Source organism: Promicromonospora sp. MEB111 (assembly GCF_030209445.1).
Classification (GTDB): Bacteria; Actinomycetota; Actinomycetes; order Actinomycetales; family Cellulomonadaceae; genus Promicromonospora.
This window is the reverse complement of record NZ_JARVSD010000001.1, coordinates 132,873-149,920: the sequence shown is the minus strand read 5'-3', so window position 1 is coordinate 149,920 and position 17,048 is coordinate 132,873. Positions and strand designations below refer to the sequence as shown.

The 17,048-nt window shown below is 70.7% G+C and carries 17 protein-coding genes; 14 read left to right on the top strand and 3 right to left on the bottom strand.

Annotation, left to right across the window (positions count from 1 at the left end):
• Window positions 1-10: 10 nt before the first annotated feature.
• From QRN56_RS00645 to QRN56_RS00600, 10 genes are all read left to right on the top strand, one after another.
• Window positions 11-709 carry an SAF domain-containing protein gene (locus tag QRN56_RS00645; RefSeq protein WP_285100534.1) on the top strand — a complete coding sequence of 233 codons (699 nt, stop codon included), beginning with the start codon at window positions 11-13 and terminating at the stop codon, window positions 707-709.
• A 4-nt stretch (window positions 710-713) separates the two neighbouring features.
• Complete coding sequence (locus QRN56_RS00640; RefSeq protein WP_285100533.1) at window positions 714-1,631, top strand: CpaE/TadZ family protein; 918 nt, start codon at window positions 714-716, stop codon at window positions 1,629-1,631.
• On the top strand, window positions 1,628-3,280 hold the full coding sequence (locus tag QRN56_RS00635) for a TadA family conjugal transfer-associated ATPase (protein ID WP_285100532.1): 1,653 nt from the start codon (window positions 1,628-1,630) through the stop codon (window positions 3,278-3,280). The genes QRN56_RS00640 and QRN56_RS00635 overlap by 4 nt, the downstream gene beginning before the upstream one ends.
• Window positions 3,277-4,155, top strand: coding sequence for a type II secretion system F family protein (locus QRN56_RS00630; protein WP_285100531.1), 879 nt, complete (start codon window positions 3,277-3,279; stop codon window positions 4,153-4,155). Before QRN56_RS00635 ends, QRN56_RS00630 begins: the two co-directional genes overlap by 4 nt.
• A 1-nt stretch (window position 4,156) precedes the next feature.
• Window positions 4,157-5,077, top strand: a complete 921-nt coding sequence (locus QRN56_RS00625) for a type II secretion system F family protein (protein ID WP_285100530.1) — start codon at window positions 4,157-4,159, stop codon at window positions 5,075-5,077.
• 85 nt (window positions 5,078-5,162) lie between these two features.
• On the top strand, window positions 5,163-5,450 hold the full coding sequence (locus QRN56_RS00620) for a hypothetical protein (protein ID WP_285100529.1): 288 nt from the start codon (window positions 5,163-5,165) through the stop codon (window positions 5,448-5,450).
• Window positions 5,451-5,461: 11 nt separating this feature from the next.
• Entirely contained in the window at window positions 5,462-5,839 is a 378-nt protein-coding gene (locus QRN56_RS00615) for a TadE family protein (protein ID WP_285100528.1), read from the top strand.
• Window positions 5,839-6,276, top strand: coding sequence for a TadE/TadG family type IV pilus assembly protein (locus QRN56_RS00610; protein ID WP_285100527.1), 438 nt, complete (start codon window positions 5,839-5,841; stop codon window positions 6,274-6,276). Before QRN56_RS00615 ends, QRN56_RS00610 begins: the two co-directional genes overlap by 1 nt.
• Window positions 6,273-6,755 (top strand): pilus assembly protein TadG-related protein, encoded by a 483-nt coding sequence (locus QRN56_RS00605; RefSeq protein WP_285100526.1) that lies wholly within the window; start codon window positions 6,273-6,275, stop codon window positions 6,753-6,755. Before QRN56_RS00610 ends, QRN56_RS00605 begins: the two co-directional genes overlap by 4 nt.
• Window positions 6,755-11,458: a LysM peptidoglycan-binding domain-containing protein gene (locus QRN56_RS00600; RefSeq protein ID WP_285100525.1), complete on the top strand. Its 4,704-nt coding sequence runs from the start codon at window positions 6,755-6,757 to the stop codon at window positions 11,456-11,458. Before QRN56_RS00605 ends, QRN56_RS00600 begins: the two co-directional genes overlap by 1 nt.
• Before the next feature lie 80 nt (window positions 11,459-11,538).
• Here QRN56_RS00600 and QRN56_RS00595 read toward each other — a convergent pair whose 3' ends face one another.
• On the bottom strand, window positions 11,539-11,745 hold the full coding sequence (locus tag QRN56_RS00595; RefSeq protein ID WP_285100524.1) for a hypothetical protein: 207 nt from the start codon (window positions 11,743-11,745) through the stop codon (window positions 11,539-11,541).
• A 286-nt stretch (window positions 11,746-12,031) separates the two neighbouring features.
• Between QRN56_RS00595 and QRN56_RS00590 the strand changes: the two genes are divergently transcribed.
• On the top strand, window positions 12,032-12,619 hold the full coding sequence (locus tag QRN56_RS00590; protein ID WP_285100523.1) for a DUF6318 family protein: 588 nt from the start codon (window positions 12,032-12,034) through the stop codon (window positions 12,617-12,619).
• 248 nt (window positions 12,620-12,867) lie between these two features.
• On the top strand, window positions 12,868-13,497 hold the full coding sequence (locus tag QRN56_RS00585) for a PKD domain-containing protein (RefSeq protein ID WP_285100522.1): 630 nt from the start codon (window positions 12,868-12,870) through the stop codon (window positions 13,495-13,497).
• A gap of 40 nt (window positions 13,498-13,537) precedes the next feature.
• Here QRN56_RS00585 and QRN56_RS00580 read toward each other — a convergent pair whose 3' ends face one another.
• A complete protein-coding gene (locus QRN56_RS00580; RefSeq protein WP_285100521.1) occupies window positions 13,538-14,056 on the bottom strand; it encodes a PDDEXK nuclease domain-containing protein in 519 nt (172 codons plus the stop codon).
• 293 nt (window positions 14,057-14,349) lie between these two features.
• Between QRN56_RS00580 and QRN56_RS00575 the strand changes: the two genes are divergently transcribed.
• Window positions 14,350-15,015, top strand: a complete 666-nt coding sequence (locus tag QRN56_RS00575) for a hypothetical protein (RefSeq protein WP_285100520.1) — start codon at window positions 14,350-14,352, stop codon at window positions 15,013-15,015.
• 293 nt (window positions 15,016-15,308) lie between these two features.
• Complete coding sequence (locus QRN56_RS00570; RefSeq protein ID WP_285100519.1) at window positions 15,309-15,992, top strand: hypothetical protein; 684 nt, start codon at window positions 15,309-15,311, stop codon at window positions 15,990-15,992.
• 31 nt (window positions 15,993-16,023) lie between these two features.
• On the opposite strand, the gene QRN56_RS00565 is transcribed toward QRN56_RS00570, so the two are convergent.
• Window positions 16,024-16,914: an HNH endonuclease gene (locus tag QRN56_RS00565; RefSeq protein ID WP_285100518.1), complete on the bottom strand. Its 891-nt coding sequence runs from the start codon at window positions 16,912-16,914 to the stop codon at window positions 16,024-16,026.
• Window positions 16,915-17,048: the final 134 nt, after the last annotated feature.

Here is a 17,048-nt window from a genome sequence, read left to right as displayed (position 1 = left end):
AGACGGCACGGTGAGCAGTGGCACGAAGGTCGCGAACCAGGAGCAGCACGCCCGGTCCGTGACAAGACCCCAGCGACCCGCACCCCCCGGGCCGCTCAAACCCACGCGCGCTCGACGCCGGCCCGCCTTGATCGCCCTGGGTCTCGCGCTCGTGGCCCTGAGTGTGCTGGCGAGCCTCTACCTGGCCACCACGCTCGGCAAGACGTACCAGGTCCTGGCCGTCAACACGGACATCCCGCGCGGCACCGCGATCGCGGCGAGCGACATCGTGACCGCCGAGCTGCCCACGGGGCCGACCTCGCTCGAGGCTGTCTCGGCCGAGGACTTCAAGCTGGTCGAGGGCAAGATCGCGACGGCCGACCTCAAGCCGGGCCAGCTCCTGACGCCCGACAGCTTCACGGACGAGCTCGCACCCCCGTCCGGTCAGTCCATCGTGGGTATCGCACTGACGCCCAGCCAGATGCCGACCAGCCCGCTGCACTCTGGCGACTCCGTGCGCGTCGTCGAGACACCGGCCACCGGCGGCGAGCCGCCGGTGGAGGCGCCGTTCGCGATCGCCGCCACGGTGATCGGGGTTTCGACCGACGCCGCGCTCGGCGAGCAGAAGGTCGTCGACGTGCAGGTGGCGTCGGGCAACGCGGCGGCCCTCGCGGCCCGCGCCGCGACGGGCCGGGTTGCCATCGTCATCGACGCCGTCGGGGCCGGGTGATCCGGTGGCTCTCATCGCCCTGGCCAACGCGAAGGGTTCGCCGGGTACGACGACGGCGGCCCTCGTGCTGGCGCTCCAGTGGCCTCGCCCCGTGCTGCTCGTGGAGGCCGACCTCGCCGGGTCGTCGATCCTGGCCGGGTACTTCCGCGGCCAGCTCCCGCACGACCGTGGTCTGCAGCCGCTCGCGATCGCGCACTCCCACGGCGATCTCGAGGCAGCGTTCTGGGAGCAGACGATTCCTCTCGTTCGAAACGATCCGGACAAGAAGCTGCTCCCCGGCATCGTCAGCCCGCACACCGCACCCGCCGTCGCGAACCTCTGGGGGCCGCTGGCCAACCAGCTCGTGGCGCTGGAGCGCGGGGGCATCGACGTGCTGGTCGACCTCGGCCGGCTCGGCACGGGCGGTGCCGTGCGCGAGGACCGCGAGCCGATCGTCCGCCTCGCGGACCAGGTGCTGATCACCACCGGGTCCCGCCTGCCCGACATCGCGGTGACGCGCGAGCTCGTCAAGTCCCGCACGTCCGTCGTCGACGCCGCGGCGCGCGACCTCACCAACCTCACGGCGCTGACCATCGGGCCCGGCCGGCCGTACGACGCGAACGAGATCGCGCGGACGCTCGGCCTGGGCACCGTGGGCTCGCTCGCCTGGGACCCGGTGAACGCCGAGGTGCTGTCGGTGGGATCGCCCGCCGGACGGCGGTACTCGACGTCCCCGCTCGTCCGCTCCGCCGCTCCGGTGATCTCCCGCCTCCAGGACCGCACCGAGAAGCGGCGCGCCCGGTTCTCCACCGGGCCGCGCGAGGTCGGCCGGGGGACCGGCCCGAGGCGTCCGCCCGAGCAGTCCGGCACGAGCGCACGCTCCGCGTCGTGGAGCGTGCAGGGCGCCGGACCGTGGCAGGGCGACGGAAGGGGTGACGCGTGAGCACACCCGAGTTCCCCGACCTCTCCTCCCTGCCGATCTTCCACGACGCGGACGACCGGGCCCCGGCCCTCCCGCGTCGTGCCCCTGCCACCGATGCGGAGACCATGCCGGGCCGACGCCCTGCCGCCGTGCAGAACACCTGGACCCCGCCGGCCGTGGAGCCGGGCAACGGCAGGCCCCCCACCGTCGACCCCGGGGGTGCCGGCCCGGCCCGGTCCGCAGGAGGCGCGCCGCCGTCGTCTGGGAGCGGGACCTCGCCCTGGGTCGGGGTGGCTCGGACCGAGCGGGAGTACCACGGCCAGCCGGGCAACCCGCGGTTGCGCGACTCCGAGTTCTGGCGCCAGGTCAACAGCCTGCGCGGCGAGGTGTCCTCGCGGCTGACGACGGCGCTCGCGGCGCGCGAGCTGGACGAGGAGCAGCGCGAGGCCCTGGGTCAGGAGCTGATCCAGCAGGTCGTGCGTGACCACAACGACGCCCTGCTGTCGGGTGGTCAGCGCAACTGGACCACCGAGTACCAGGTCGAGGTGACGCGCGCGCTGTTCGACGCGCTGTTCCGCCTGGGCCGGCTGCAGCCGCTCATCGACACCCCCGACGTGGAGAACATCGAGATCACGGGCACCGCACCGGTGCTCATGCTGATGGGCGACGGGCGCCGCACGTACGCGGAGCCCATCGCGGACTCCGACGCCGAGCTCATCGACTTCCTGCAGTTCCTCGCGGCGCGCGACCCGGCGAACGAGCGGTCGTTCACCCGGGCCAACCCGTTCCTCAACCTGGACCTGCCCGGGCGCGTGCGGCTGGCCGCCGTCGGCTGGGTGGTCCCGTGGCCGCGCGTCACCATCCGCCTGCAGCGCCTGCAGTCGGTCGACCTCGAGCTGCTGCGCGAGAACCACACCATCGACACCGTGCTGGTCGAGTTCCTCACGGCGGCGGTGCGCGCGCGCAAGTCGATCGTGGTGTCCGGCCAGGGCCAGGGCAGCGGCAAGACCACGCTGCTCCGCGCGCTCTGCGCCGGGCTGGACCCGTGGGAGTCCATCGCCACGATCGAGACCGACTACGAGCTCTACCTGCACCTCGAGCCCGAGAAGCACAAGCGCGTGGTCGCGCTGCGCACGCGCGAGGGCTCGGGCGAGATGAACACATCGGGCCGCCGCGTCGGCGAGATCAACACGAACGTCAACGTGTACGAGTCCCTGCGGCACAACATCTCCCGCGTCATCGTCGGCGAGGTGCGCGGGCCCGAGATCGTGTCCATGTTCCAGGCCATGCAGATGGGTAACGGCTCGCTGTCCACGGTGCATGCCGACGGCGCCCGCGACGTCGTCGAACGCCTGGTCGGTATGGCCGTGCAGGACTCGACCCTGTCGGAGACGTACGCGTACCGGCAGGTCGCGCAGTCGATCGACCTGATCGTCTTCCTCCGGGTCGACTCCGAGGGGGACGGCCGGCGGGTCCGCTACGTCTCCGAGGTGATCGAGGTGACGCGCGGCGAGGCCGGCAACCCGGTGGCGATCACCGACGTGTTCGAGCCGGGGCCGGGCGGTCGCGCGGTACCCAAGGTGACGCCGTCGTTCCTCGCGGACCTGGAGGCCGAGGGCTTCGACGCGAGCCTCCTCAACTACCGCGACGGGCTCTGGGAGACGTCATGACCACCCTGATAGCGGTGCTGACGGGCCTGGGCCTGGGCCTGGGGGTGTGGTTCGTCGTCGTCGGCGCGCAGCGGTACGAGCCGACGCCGAGGCCGAAGCGCACCACCCCGCCCTTCCACGGGCTGCTCCGCCTGCTGGGCCTGACCAAGGGCGGGCCGCTCTACCCGCAGCGCAAGATCCTGGGCATCGGCGCGGCCGTGGGCCTGGTGGTCGGGATCGTCACCGGCTGGTGGTCGCTCGTGCTCATCGTGCCGGTGCTGATCGTGGGCCTGCCGTCGCTGTTCCGCACCACCACCCAGTCCAACGAGGTGGAGAAGCTGACCGACCTGACCGCCTGGGTGCGGTCGCTGATCGGCGTGCTGTCGGGCGGTGCCGTCGGGCTGGAGCAGGGGATCGCCGCGACGCTGCACAGCGCCGCGCCGTCCGTGCGGCCGTCGCTCGCCCGCCTCGTGGCGCGCCTGGAGGCGCGCCAGCCCATCAAGCCCGCCCTGTACCGGTGGGCGGAGGAGATGGACGACTACTCGGCCGACATGATCGCGTCGGCCATGATCCTGGAGTCGGACAACCGGACCGGCGCGGTGGCGCCCGCGCTCCGGCAGCTCGCCGAGTCCCTGTCGGCGCAGGCCAAGGCGCGGCGCGAGATCGAGACCGAGCGTGCGACCGGCCGGGCGACGGTGCGCTGGGTGACCATCGTGACCCTCGTGGTGCTGGTCGCCACGGCGATGTCCGGGTACCTGAGCGGGTACGACTCGCCGCTGGGCCAGGTCGTGGCCGTGGTGCTGTTCTGCGCGTACGTGGTCTGCCTGCTGTGGATGCGCAAGATCAGCCTCGGCCAGCCGATCCCGCGGTTCCTGCCGCACGAGCGGGAGGTCTGACATGTGGCCCTGGGCAATCGGCAGCGGCCTGGTCGCGGGACTCGGCCTGTTCCTCGTGGTGCGGGAGCTCCTCCCGTCGACCCCACGGCTCCAGTCCGCGCTGGACCGGATGAGCGGCGACGACAAGGTCGAGCCCATCACGGTGTCCGACGGCACCGAGCTCACCGCGACCCAGCGGTACACGCAGGTGTTCGGGGCATGGGCGCAGCGCCGGCTGCCGCTCTCCCTGCTGGGGCGCGGCGGCCCGACCCGGGCCGACCTGGACCTGATCGGCAAGACCGCCACCGACCACTACGGCGAGAAGGCGCTCGGCACGGTGATCGTGCTGGTGGCGGTTCCCTTCCTCGGGCTCTGTGTCGGCCTGCTCAACCTCGGCATGCCGGTCTCGGTGCCGTTCGGCGCGGCGGTCGTGCTCGCGCTCGGTGCCTGGTTCCTGCCCGACCTCGACGCGAGGTCGAAGGCCAAGCGGGCCCGGCAGGAGTTCGCGCGGGCCGTGTCGACCTACCTCGAGCTGCTTGCGATCGAGCGCGTCTCCGGGGCGGGTGCCACGCAGGCGACGTTCGCCGCGGCACAGGTCGCGCAGTCGTGGCCGTTCCGGCGGATCTCCGCGGCGCTCGAACGGAGCCGCTGGGAGGGGCAGGCGCCGTGGGTGGCGCTGCGTGAGCTGGGCGAGGAGGTCGAGGTGGACGCGCTGGGCGAGGTCGCCTCGATCGTGGAGCTCGCGGGTACCCAGGGCTCGGCGATCCACGACCAGCTGCAGTCCAAGGCGGCCGCGATGCGGGACGCGCAGCTCGACGTCGAGCAGCAGCTCGCGCACGACGCGACGGTCCGGATGACCGTCCCTGGGACACTTACCGTATTTGTGTACTTTTTGATGCTCATCTTTCCAATCGGGGTCACTATGTTTCAGACTGCACCCTGAGCCGGCTCGCCCCCGGTGGCGTCGCGGTGTCACACGAGCCGCTTCTTACCCATTTGTTGAAGTCGACATCACCCCAGGAGTCACCATGAACCAGCACCTGAGCCAGGGCCGGACGGCAGCGTCGCGAGTCGCCGCGCGGGCGTCGCTGCGCGCGGCAGCGGCGCGCGGTCGCGTCGACGCACTCAACGCCCGCTTCGCCGAGCGCTCGGCGGAGCTCCGTCGTCGGCTCGCCGCGGGCCGTGCGGGCGAGCCCGACGACGCCGGCCTGGAGTCCATCGAGGTGGTCGTGCTGTCCGTCGTGGGTCTCGGCATCGCCATCGCGCTCGGTGCGGCGATCAAGGGCCTCGTCGACGAGTACATGTCGCAGCTCTAGGGATGTAACGGATGAACGAGCGCGGTGCCGCCTCCCTGCAGACCGTCCTGACCTACCCGATCGTGCTGATGCTCATCTTCGGGATGGTGCAGGGGGTGCTCTACTTCCACGCGCAGAACACGGCGCAGTCCGTGGCCAACGGGGCCGTGCAGGCCGCGCGCGTGGAGGGCGGCACCGTCGACTCGGGGTACGCGGAGGCCGCCTCGCGGCTCGCACGCGGCGGCGACGCGTTCGCCTCGGTCCGGGTGTCGGTGACGCGCGGCGAGGAGATGGCGACCGCGACGGTGATCGGGCTGGCGCCGTCGATCGTGCCGGGCTTCCGCGGGCTGCGGGTGGAGCAGTCGGCGACGGGGCCCGTGGAACGGTTCACGTCGGCGGTGAACGGCTGATGAGCGGGTCGGGCGGGGGCGCCGACGAGCGTGGCAACGTGGCGATCAACACCGCCGTGATCTTTCCCGTGCTGCTGCTGATCGGGCTGCTGCTCATCATGGCGGGCCGGATCGTGCTGGCCGAGGGCGTGGTGCAGTCCGCGGCGAACGAGGCCGCGCGGGCGGCGTCGATCAGCCGGACGGCGGCGGTGGCCGGGGTGCAGGCGACGTCGACGGCGACGTCGACGCTGGTGAACTCAGGGGTGCGGTGCTCCTCGACGTCGGTCCGGCCGACCACGGACGCGTTCGACCTGCCGCTCGGGACGGTCGGCACCATCACGGTGCGGGTGGAGTGCGTGGTGCCGCTGCGCGACCTCGGGCTGCCGGGAGCGCCCGGTTCACGGACGATCAGTGCGACCGGGACGTCGGTGCTCGACGCCTACCGGGGGCGGTCATGACCAGGGGAGCTGGGCGCATGTGGGTGCGGCGTGGGCGGACGGCGGCGGCGCCGGCGGGAGCGCGGAGGGTGCGGGAGCGGGGCGAGATCAACATCCTCGCCGCCGGCATGGTGCCGGCGCTCATCATCGCGATCGGCCTCGTGGTCGACGGCGGCGGGCGGCTGCACGCCGAGGACGAGGCCGAGTACGCCGCGGACCAGGCGGCACGGGCCGCCGCACAGCAGATCCGGATCGACCGCGCGCAGATGGGACTGCCCCCCGAGGTGGATCCCGCACGCGCGACACAGGCTGCCGCCGACACGCTCGGCGCGCTGGGAGTGCAGGGCGGGGTGACCGCCGTGAACGGCGCCACCGTCAGCGTGGGCACTCAGGTCACCTACAACACGACGTTCCTGACGTTGATCGGAATCAGCTCGCTCAGTGTCGAGGCGGATGCCGAGGCGCGGGCGGTCCGCGGTATAGGACAGGAGGAATCCTGATGAGCACCTCGACAGCCCAGGGTCGTGCGGTGACCGGTGAGCCCGGCGGACCGCGGCGGGGTACCGGCGCGCGTGTGGCGAGAGGACTGGGCGCGGCGCTGCTCCTGTGCGCGCTCGTCGTCGGGATCCCGGTGGGTCTGTGGGTGCTCGGCGGCCCGATCTGGACCGGACCGGTCAGCGTGGGCCGGATCATCTCGATCCTGAGCAGCCCCGACGTGACCGGCTCGGTGCTGATCGGGCTGATCAAGATCGTCGGCTGGGTCGCCTGGCTGACGTTCGCGATCGCGGTGGTGATCGAGGTGGTCGCCGCGCTGCGCGGACACCGGTCGCCGCACGTCCGCGGGCTCGGCGCGCAGCAGCGCGCGGCCGCGGTGCTCGTGGGTGCGATCATCACGATGCTGGTCGCGGCACCATCCGTGTCGCCCGCCATGGCGGCGACGACGCCGGTCGAGGTCGCCGAGACCGGGACCGTGGTGACGGCGCCGGTCTCGTCGGAGGCTGTTCTCCCGACGGACGCCTCGACGGGTGCGACGGAGAAGAAGGCCGGTGCGGACGAGACGCCGGCGCCCACCTACACCGTCCAGCCCGGCGACTCGCTGTGGCGGATCGCCGAGCAGACCCTGGGCGACGGCGCGCGGTTCAAGCAGATCGCCGACCTGAACTACGGCGTGCCGCAGGCCGACGGCAACGCGCTCGACGCCGGCAACTGGATCGAGCCGGGCTGGGTGCTGCGGCTGCCGGCGGAGGCTGCCGGGGGCGCCGACGTCGTCCTGACCGGCGCGACCGGTACGGACGGCGACGAACCCGTCGGGATCGGTCCCTCGAAGGCCGGCACGGACGACGGGGACACCGTCGACGTGACCCACTCCGGGAGGGCCGCGGCCGAGGTGGTCGTGGAGCCGGGCGACACCCTGTGGGGGATCGCCGAGGAGGAGCTCGGCGACGGCACCAAGTACCCGGAGGTCTTCGAGGCGTCGCGCGCCACGGACCAGCCGGGCGGGGAGCGGCTCACCGACCCCGACCTCATCTACCCGGGCTGGACCGTAACCGTTCCGGGCGCGGGCGAGGCCGCGCCGGACGAGGCGGCCGAGGGCACGCGGGGCGACGGCGCCGCGCAGCCCACGCCGGACGACACCGACGAGTCGGCGTCCGAGGGGGAGTCCGCGGACGCGGGCGCCGAGCAGCCGGGTGGATCGGATGCCGGGGCGGACGCCGCGGGCTCGGATGCCGCGGGCTCGGATGCCGCGGGCTCGGATGCCGCGACGCCGGGCGAGACGGGGTCCGCACCGGAGGCCGAGGGCTCGGGCGAGGAAGCCCCGGCCGATGGTGCGCAGGCCGACGGCGGAGTGTCGGACGCGGTCGGAGCCACGAGGATCGGCCAGCGCGCCGACGCGAAGGAGCCCGCCCCCGAGCCGCCGGCGCCGTCCACCGAGGTGACGCCCGAGGGTTCGGTCGAGGTCGAGCCCGAGGACATCGAGGAGCCGGGCGGCACGGGGAACGATGTCGTGCAGGACGAGCAGACGCCGTCGGACGAGCGGCCTGCCGGCGAGCAGCCGGCCGGTGAGGCCCCGGCCGCCGACGAGCCGAACCGCGCCGGGCAGAACGCCGCCCCGAGGTCGCCGGCCGACGGGGCTGACGGCGAGCGGCGGGACGACGCGGGCCGTGACGACGCCGACAAGCCCGACCCCGCCGACGTCGCGACCGGCACGGCCGGTATCGGCGGCCGGGACGCCGCGACGGACGGCGCCGGGAAGGGCGACTCCGGCACCGACGGTGACAAGCCCGAACCGAAGCCCGAGCAGACGGCCGAGGGCAACCTCGTCCCGCAGGCCCCGCCCGCACCGCGGGAGACCGAGGGGCCCCAGTACGACGAGGTCACGCCCGAGGACCTCGAGAACGATCCGAACCTCGAACCGGACCAGTCGGCGCCGCAGGGTCGCTCGCTCGACGAGTCGATCCCCGGCAGCGGGCTGATCGCCGACGAGCTCCTCCCGCAGGACCAGGGCGACGAGCCGGCCAGCGACGACCCGGCCGGCAACGGCTCGGCCGCCGACGAGCCGGCCGCGGAGGAGACGTCTTCGGAGGGCGGTACGACCTGGGGCAGCGACCCGGCGTCGGACGACGAGCCGGCGACCGGCAACGCGCTGGAGGGCGTGATCGAGGAGCACGCCCAGATCGTCCCCGAAGACGAGGTGGAGCCGACCTCCGTCGGGGGTTCGGGCATCGCCGCGCCCCGCGGCGCGGACGACGTGCTGCCCGAGGACATCGCGAGCGACGAGCCGGTCGCGGGAGAGTCCGTTCCCGAGGTCGCCGTCGAGTCGTCCCCGCCCGTGGAGGCGGCGGCACCGGCCGAGGCCGGCGGCCCCGCGGAACCGGACACCCCGGACGCCCAGCCCGGTGCCGCGGCGGCCGGGACGACGACGGCCTCCGCCGCGGCCACCACCGCTGCCGCGAGCGACCGGTCGCTCCTCGACTCGGCGACCGACGTGGCCTCCGACCTCATGGAGGACATCGACGAGTCGGTGGGTGTGCGCACCGCGACCGGCGTCGGCGGCCTGCTCGCAGCGGGCCTGCTCGCCCTGGTCGCCGTGAAGCGGCGGCGGGCGCGCAAGGGTCGCGAACCCGGCGAGACCGTCGTCGTACCGGGCCCGGAGACGCCGGCGGGGGCGCTGGAGCGCGACCTGCACGGCGTCGAGGACCCCTTCGGGCGCGACCAGGTGGACCGCGCGCTGCGCAGCCTCGCGCTGTGGCACCGCGAGCGTGGCCTGCCGTTGCCCGGGGTGCGCATCGCGCGGCTGAAGAGCGGCGAGTTCGTCGAGCTCTACCTCGACCGCGCCTCCGACCTGCCCGAACCCTGGGCCAGCACGACCGACAAGTTCATCTGGCAGCTCGCCGCGGGCGACGCCGACGCGGCGGCGCAGGTCGGTTCTGCCGGGCCCACCGCGACCGAGGACGGGGAGGCGCCTTACCCGGCTCTCGTCACCGTCGGTCACGACGACGAGGACGCGCACCTGATGCTCGACCTCGAGAACCTCGCGTGCCTCGACATCCGCGGCACGGACGCCGCCGCCCAGGCCACGCTCGCGGCGCTCGCGGTCGAGCTGGCCACGAGCCTGTGGGCGGACGACCTGCAGGTCACCGTCGTGGGTACGCTCGGCGACCTGCCGGGTGTGGTCGACACGGGCCGGGTCCGGCACGTCTCGGGCCTCGCGGAGATCGTGCGCGAGCTCGAGGCGCGCGCCGCCGACGTCGACCGTACGCTGGCGCAGGTCGGAGCGACCTCCGTGGCCGAAGCGCGCGGCCGGGGGCTGGCGACCGATGCCTGGACGCCGGAGATCCTGCTCGTCGGCGAGCGGCTCGGCCTGACCGATCGCGCCAGGCTGGAGAGCCTCGTCGAGCGCGTGCCGAGCGTCGGGATCGCGGCCGTGACGTCCAGCGCGGAGGTGGGGGACTGGGTGCTCGACCTGACCGGCGACCTGACCAACGGCGACACCACGCGCGGCATCCTCATGCCGGCCTACATCGCGGTGCGTCCGCAACAGCTGGACGCCGAGACCTATGCCCAGGCCCTGGCCCTGCTGGCCGAGCCCGAGACCGCGCCCGGCCCCGAGTGGAGCCGTTCGATCGACCGCACCGAACCAACGCTCGAGGAGATCCCTGTGGAAGCTGTCCGCGCTGGTGCCGCGGATTCGGACGTCGCGGTCGGCGAGGCGACGGCGCTCGCGCCGTCGGGCTACGGGGCGGGGACGGCTGCCGGCCCGGCGGCCCCGGCGACCCACGGCAGGCTGCCCGAGAGCTTCTCGCCGTGGGCGCGGGCCGCGGTCAGCGTGGCGACGCCGCCGCTGGGCACGCCTGTGGTCGGGACGGGCGGACCGGCCGGGGCCGCAGGTCCGGCCGAGCCGGCTCCGGAGCCGCTCGTGGTCGAGCCGCCGATCGTGCGGGTGCTGGGGAACGTCGAGCTCGCCGGGACGACGGGTGTGGAGCTGCCCTCCACGCACCAGCGGCAGGCGACCGAGCTGATTGCGTTCCTGGCGTTCAACCCGGGGTCGCGTGGTTCGGACATCTCCAAGGCACTGTGGCCCTCACGCGAGCCGAACCTGGCGACCCGGCGTTCCGCCGTGTCGCGCGCGCGGCGCTGGCTGGGCACCGATCCGAACGGCTTCGAGTACCTGCCGCGCTACTGGTCCGCGGACGACGGCGGTCAGGCCGACGTCGAGTCCGCCGGCTACCGGCTGCGCGGGGTCGCCACGGATTGGCACAAGTTCTGCGACCTCGTGGGCCCGGACCTCACCCAGACTCCGACGTCGGACCTGCTCGCCGCGCTGGACATGGTGCGGGGCAAGCCGTTCGAGGGCGTGCCGCTGCGCAAGTACGCGTGGGCCGAGCAGCTGATGCACACGATCTCGTCGGGCGTGGTGGACGTGTCCCACGAGGTGGCCCGTCGCGCGCTCCTGGAGGGCGACGTGGCGACCGCGCGGCACGCGTCCCAGGTGGGGCGGCTCGCCGACCCCGTGGACGAGCGGTCGTGGCGCAACGGGATCCGCGCGGAGATCGCGTCCGGCCGGCGGGACGCGGTGGGCCGGCTCGTGGACCGGCTGCGTGATCACCTGGAGCAGCTCGCCATGGAGCCCGAGCCGGACACCGAGGAGCTGCTGGCGCAGGTGGACGAGCAGGAGCGGCGGCGGGAGCGCACCGGGGGCTGACGTCGGGCCCGCCGAGAGCGTTACCGCGGGGGCGGTGTTACGGACAGCAGACAACGTCTGCTGTCCGTAACTCTTTGCGCTCAGTCGAACCCGCCCGGGCCAGGGATCGGCGCGAGGTCGATGGCGAAGCTCCCGGCGTCCTCACCGGTGAGCCGCGCGAGCAGGGTGCGGAGGGCGGCCTCGGCGTCGTCCAGGAAGACCGCGTGGCTGACGGCGCCAGGGACGCCGACCGCGCGCAGCGTCCAGCGTCGCTCGTCGCGGTACGCGACCACGGTGTACCTGTTCATTCCGGGCTCGCCGGCCGTGGCGCGGTGGTGCCGACGTGATGAGATGTCATGACGGCAAGCCTGTAGAGGAACTTTGCGATCCGCTACTTGAAACTCATATTGACCACCTTTTAGCGGTGATACCGACATATATGTCGGATACGAAGCACCCTTCCTCCGGGCGAGGATGCGCCCCGTCCCCAAGGTTTTCCACAGGGCCCACTTTCCGGATCCCGGGGGCCCGGCTAGCGTCATTCCCGGTCGTTGCGGATACGCAACGGCGTGGCCGAGGGGGCGGGGTGCGGGGATGAGCGGCATGGTGATGCGCGCGGTCGGGCTGATCGTGACGGCCGGCTTGGCGCTGACGGCGTGCACGGGCTCGCCGCGGGATCCTGACGTCTCCGCGTCCCCCACGGGTGTTCCGACGCCCGCGGCCAGTGCGAGCCCGTCCCCGTCGTCGCCGGCCAAGCCGGAGCGTCCCGAGGCGATGAAGCGCACGGACGCGAAGGGGGCGGCGGCTGCGGCGGAGTACTTCATCGAGCTCTACCCGTACGTGATGGCCACGGGGGACACGGAGGAGTTCGAGGCGATGTCGCACCGGGCGTGCGGGTTCTGCGAGCAGGCGGTCAAAGACGCTGAACGGATTAAGGATCGAAATCAAGTCTTCCAAGGCGGAACGACCAAGGTGAAGATTCTCGATCGCTTCGTCCAGGACGATCTAACCGGCATCTACCCGCTTGACGTAGAAGTCAATCAGGCGGCGTCGGAGACACTAGCGCCTGATGGTTCTGTAGTCTCGTCCGCTGAGGCACAGGTGTCTGCTCATCGTGTTGAGATTGGTCGCAAGGATGGCCATTGGGTGGTCGTCGCGATCGCGCCGAGGCCGAAGTCGTGAGCGCGGTCAGCGCGGTTCTCCTGGCCGGCGCGATGGTTCTTGCGGTGCCTCAGGCCAATGAACAGCCGACTTTTAGTGGGACATCGGAACGCGACAAGGTCTCGGTAGAAGCAATCACTCCAATAGGAGTCGCGACCACTCCAATCGAGGCCGCTGGCGATCGCGGGTCACCGTCAACCGCACCGCCTGTACGCCAATGGCGCGTTACTCCCGCACTGTGCTTCCTGCGTGATCTCGGTGGGGCCACGGTGCTCGCCGAGTCTTGCGACGAGGGTCACCAGCTCGCCTACGAGGGCATCGAGTGCGACGACGACGAGCAGGCAGTCGGTGCCTTGTTCGAGCAGCGTCAGGTGTCGGGCGAGTGGTCGGACGCCGCACTGGTCGAGGACGAGTCCTGCCTGGCCGAGCGGCGTCGGCAGGTCGACATCCCCGCCGCCGCGGCACGGGCGTTCCAGGAGATGCAGATCGCGCCGTCGGAGGTGAACGTGCAGCCGCCGGACGGCTGGACGCTGGTCAACGCCGACACCATCGCGTTCACCGATCGGGAACCCCGGACGGTCAGCACCGAACTGTTCGGCATCCCGGTGGATATCCGCGCGGTCCCCAGCAACTACTCCTGGGACTTCGGCGACGGCACTGCTCCGCTGAGCACCACCGACCCGGGCGCCCCGTACCCCGCCCACACCATCGCGCACGCCTACGCGAAGCAGGGCACGGCGACCATCTCGCTCACCACCACCTGGAGCGGTCAGTTCCGCCTGGCCGGCGAGCCCACCTGGCGTGACGTGCCGGGAGAGGCGACCACGGCGTCGTCGTCGGGCAGCCTGGAGATCCTGGAGGCGAGAGCACGACTGGTGGAGGACCTGTACGGCGGCTGACGCCGGCCCTCCGGATGGCTCGGGATCGTGCGTTCGGTGCTCACGAGACCGCGTGCTTGGCGGTCGTGTTGTCGAGGCAGCGGTCGACCAGTGCGGTGAGCTCAAGTGGCAGCGGCAGATCCACCTGTTCCGCGTGCGACAGATCGTCGTACAGGGCGACGGCAACCGGGCCGGCCATCTGGTCGGCCGGTGCGTCGGTGCAGAGCAGGATCCCGACCGTTGGGCTGTGGGTCTCGGGGATGCGTACGAGGTCGTCCACGAGCGACACCGTGTACCGGGTGCGGGCGATCAGGGCCGTATTGAAGCGACCGACGTGGACCTGGATCGCGATGTACCGCAGCTGGGTCACGTGGAAGAGCAGCAGGTCGACGGTGTAGTCGCGCTCGTCCTCCATCAGCTCCATGTGCCGGTCCACCAGGCACATGTGGCGGGAGGGCACGGCAAGCAGGTCCTCCAGATGGTCGACGATGATGCCGGTGAAGGTGCGGCGGATCGACTCGGTGATCTCGTCGATGACGTCCTCGAACCCCTCGGGCCCGGAGTCGGTGCGTCGGAACATGTTCATTGCTCACCGGTCCGGTGGACGGGCTCGGATCGGGCAGTCAGAAGGCTCATGGCTCAAGCCTGTAGAGGGATTGCAACATTCGCCACCCGAGTTGCATATACGCAACGAATCGACATGAGCGACCCTCCTGTCAAAGTCGAGACATGGCAAGTCTGTGGCTCGTGCTTGCCCTGTGTTGGCGAGATGTTGTGAATTATCACGGAGGCGCCTTGCCGGGAAGACGGATGTAGCGCACCCTTGTTCCGGCCGTGTTCACTGAGTTGTGCCCGAAGTTGAGGGAGTCGCCGATGGTCTCGTCCGCCATCACGCCCAAGCGCACCATCGCCGTCCTCATCGGGGTCGCAGTCATTGCGGTGGCGGCGTTCGCAGTCGTGCGGTCGGGAGTGTTCGAGCCGGAGACGGTCCAGGGTGCGATCCCCGGGCCGGGATCATCGTCCCCCTCGGCGTCGGCTTCCGCGAGTCCTTCCGCGACGCCGGCCCCGGAGCCGTCCGCGTCTCCGACGACGCCGGAGCAGATCAAGGCCAAGAACATCGCGGACGCGAAGGCGCGGCTGACGGAGTACTACGAGACGACGGCCCAGGTCGCAAACAACGGCTACAAGGACTGGGCAGACAAGCTACTCCCGTTCTGGGGAAACCCTGATATTTGGGGTCCTACGGGCGATGCTTTCGAGCAACTCGCGAGTGAAGGTCGGTACACTACCGGCTCGGCCGAGGTGGTTAGTTCGGAAGTTACTGACTACAAGCCGAACGAGAATGGCTTCGAATCGGTGGCTTTAACAGCCTGTGTCGACTTTAGTCGTGTCAAGAACTTCGACAAGAACGGAGATCTGATTGCACGCCAAGCGGGTGCACCGAGCCGATACATTTTCTCGTATCTGATTCGCCACCAAGGGCCGGAGACGGCTTGGACGGTCAATACGGAGACTCCGCATCCGGAGAAAGCATGCTGAAGTCACGGGTTGCGTCGAAACTTCGCGAAGGCCTTGTCTCATCCGCGATCACGCTAGCGACTGTGCTAGCTGTGTTCGCTCCGGCATCGACAGCCATGGCGGAAGTGTGTATTCCGGTGACACTGCCTGACGGTGTTGTCGTCCCCTGTGAAGATGAGGGAGGTGGCGGAGACGATGGTGGTGGTGACAACCCTGATGGCGGTGGAGAAGGACCGCAGGTCTGCCGCTTCCAAGGGGAAGAGGTTCCATGCTCGTCCCCATATGGTTCGTGGAACGGTCGCTGCTATGAGCGTGTGTTCTCCGACAACCCCCAGGATGGCAATGACTGGGAGGGCCACGAAGATGGATTTCTCGTGGAATGCACGCCGCCGGAGTGCGCGCAAAACGACACACCGCCGGATGCCTGTGATGGTTATGCCGTTTATTGGCGCCCTAGCGCTCCAGCGGCAACGGGTCCATCGGCCGAGGAACTCGCACAGCGCGCAGTAGCCGCCATGAACCTCTCCATGGGCCAGATCGGTTCCACACCGCCGGCGTCCACCAACAACGCAAATGCAGTCGGAACTATCGGTTTGCCCATCTGGTTGTGGATCGCGAACCGCGCCGAGAACACGATCGGCCCGATCACCCGCTCCGCGGGCGGCGGCGGGCTGACCGTCACAGCCACGGGCACTCTCGATCGTGTTGAGTGGACACTGACGTCGGCGAACGGCACCACGGTGGGCGCCATCTCCTGCGAGGGGGCCAACGCTCCGGGCACGCCATATGACGGTCGCAACAGCGCGGAGCCGTCGCCCACCTGCGGGTTCGGCGCCGATCTCAACAGCAGCCCGGGCACCCTGACCCTCACGGGTAGGGCGTACTGGGCCGTCGAATGGCAGAGCAGCGGCGGGCAGGTCGGCGAGATCCCCTTCACGGCGCAGCCGGCCACCACGCAGATCCGGATCGGCGAGCTACAGGCGCTGCTCCGGAACTGATCTGCGTCACGTTCAGCCGGTCAACTGCACATCAGGCACGCATTCCGAACCGCTCATATCGCCACGCCAGGAACTCGGCGCTTGGTCGGTCGGCCCGGCGTCGGGGGAGCTGGATGCTCCTGCCATGCATCTCCTGCAGTCCGTGCTTCAGCATCGGACCATCGACCTCATCGAGCAGCGCACGGGAAACGCGGACCTGAAAATCCGGCGTCACGCCGAGCATGTTCTGGTCGTAGGCAGCGTGGTGGATCTTGCAGAGAGCAAGTCCGTTGTTGACGGTGGGGATGCCGCGCTCATGTGAGTCCGGAATGATGTGCGCCGCGTCGAGCAGCGAGCCATGCTTCAGCTCGCACACCGCGCACTGCGTGTCGTACGCGATGATGACGCGCGTGCGAAAGGCCGGCTGATGCAGTCGCTCCTTTGCGAGCCGACGCGCATAGCCTCGCTGCGCGTCTGGCATGTGTCGCACGTCGTGCACGAAGTTGAAGGACTCATCGAGGGCGATGATGAAGGTCCGATCCTCCGGATAGTCCTCGACGACGTAGACCGGAGTCACAGGTGTGTAGATGTTCGGCACCTCCTTGCGGAACAGAATCAGCGGTGCGCCCGTGGCCATGGCGTTGCGGAGCTTTCGATTGTCGCCCGACCACGGGTCTCCCTCGCGGTACGCGTAGTGGAGAAGACCGTCGTCGGACTCGGTGTCGTCGTACGGCCCATCGGTGGCGCTCACGATGGACAACGTCGACTCGAAGGATGCGGGGTTCCGTATGCCCCGGGAGTAGTCGACAACCGGGAGCTTCTGGCCGTCGATGTGGAATTCGAGTAGCTCGCTGCGGTTGAGAAAGCCGCCGTTGGCTTCGGCGCGCTCCTGGACCCAGGAGATGATTCGTGCGCGTAGTGCCTTCTCGAACGCAGATTCCATGTGCACACCTCACCAGATCCCATCGGTGGGGGGAAGTCATGAGCGGGGTGGGGCGGTTGCCACGTCATCCGTGGTGAGCAGCATGAATTGTCTGGGGCCGGCATCCTCGATGCGGATGCCCGGTCGTCGCGTGG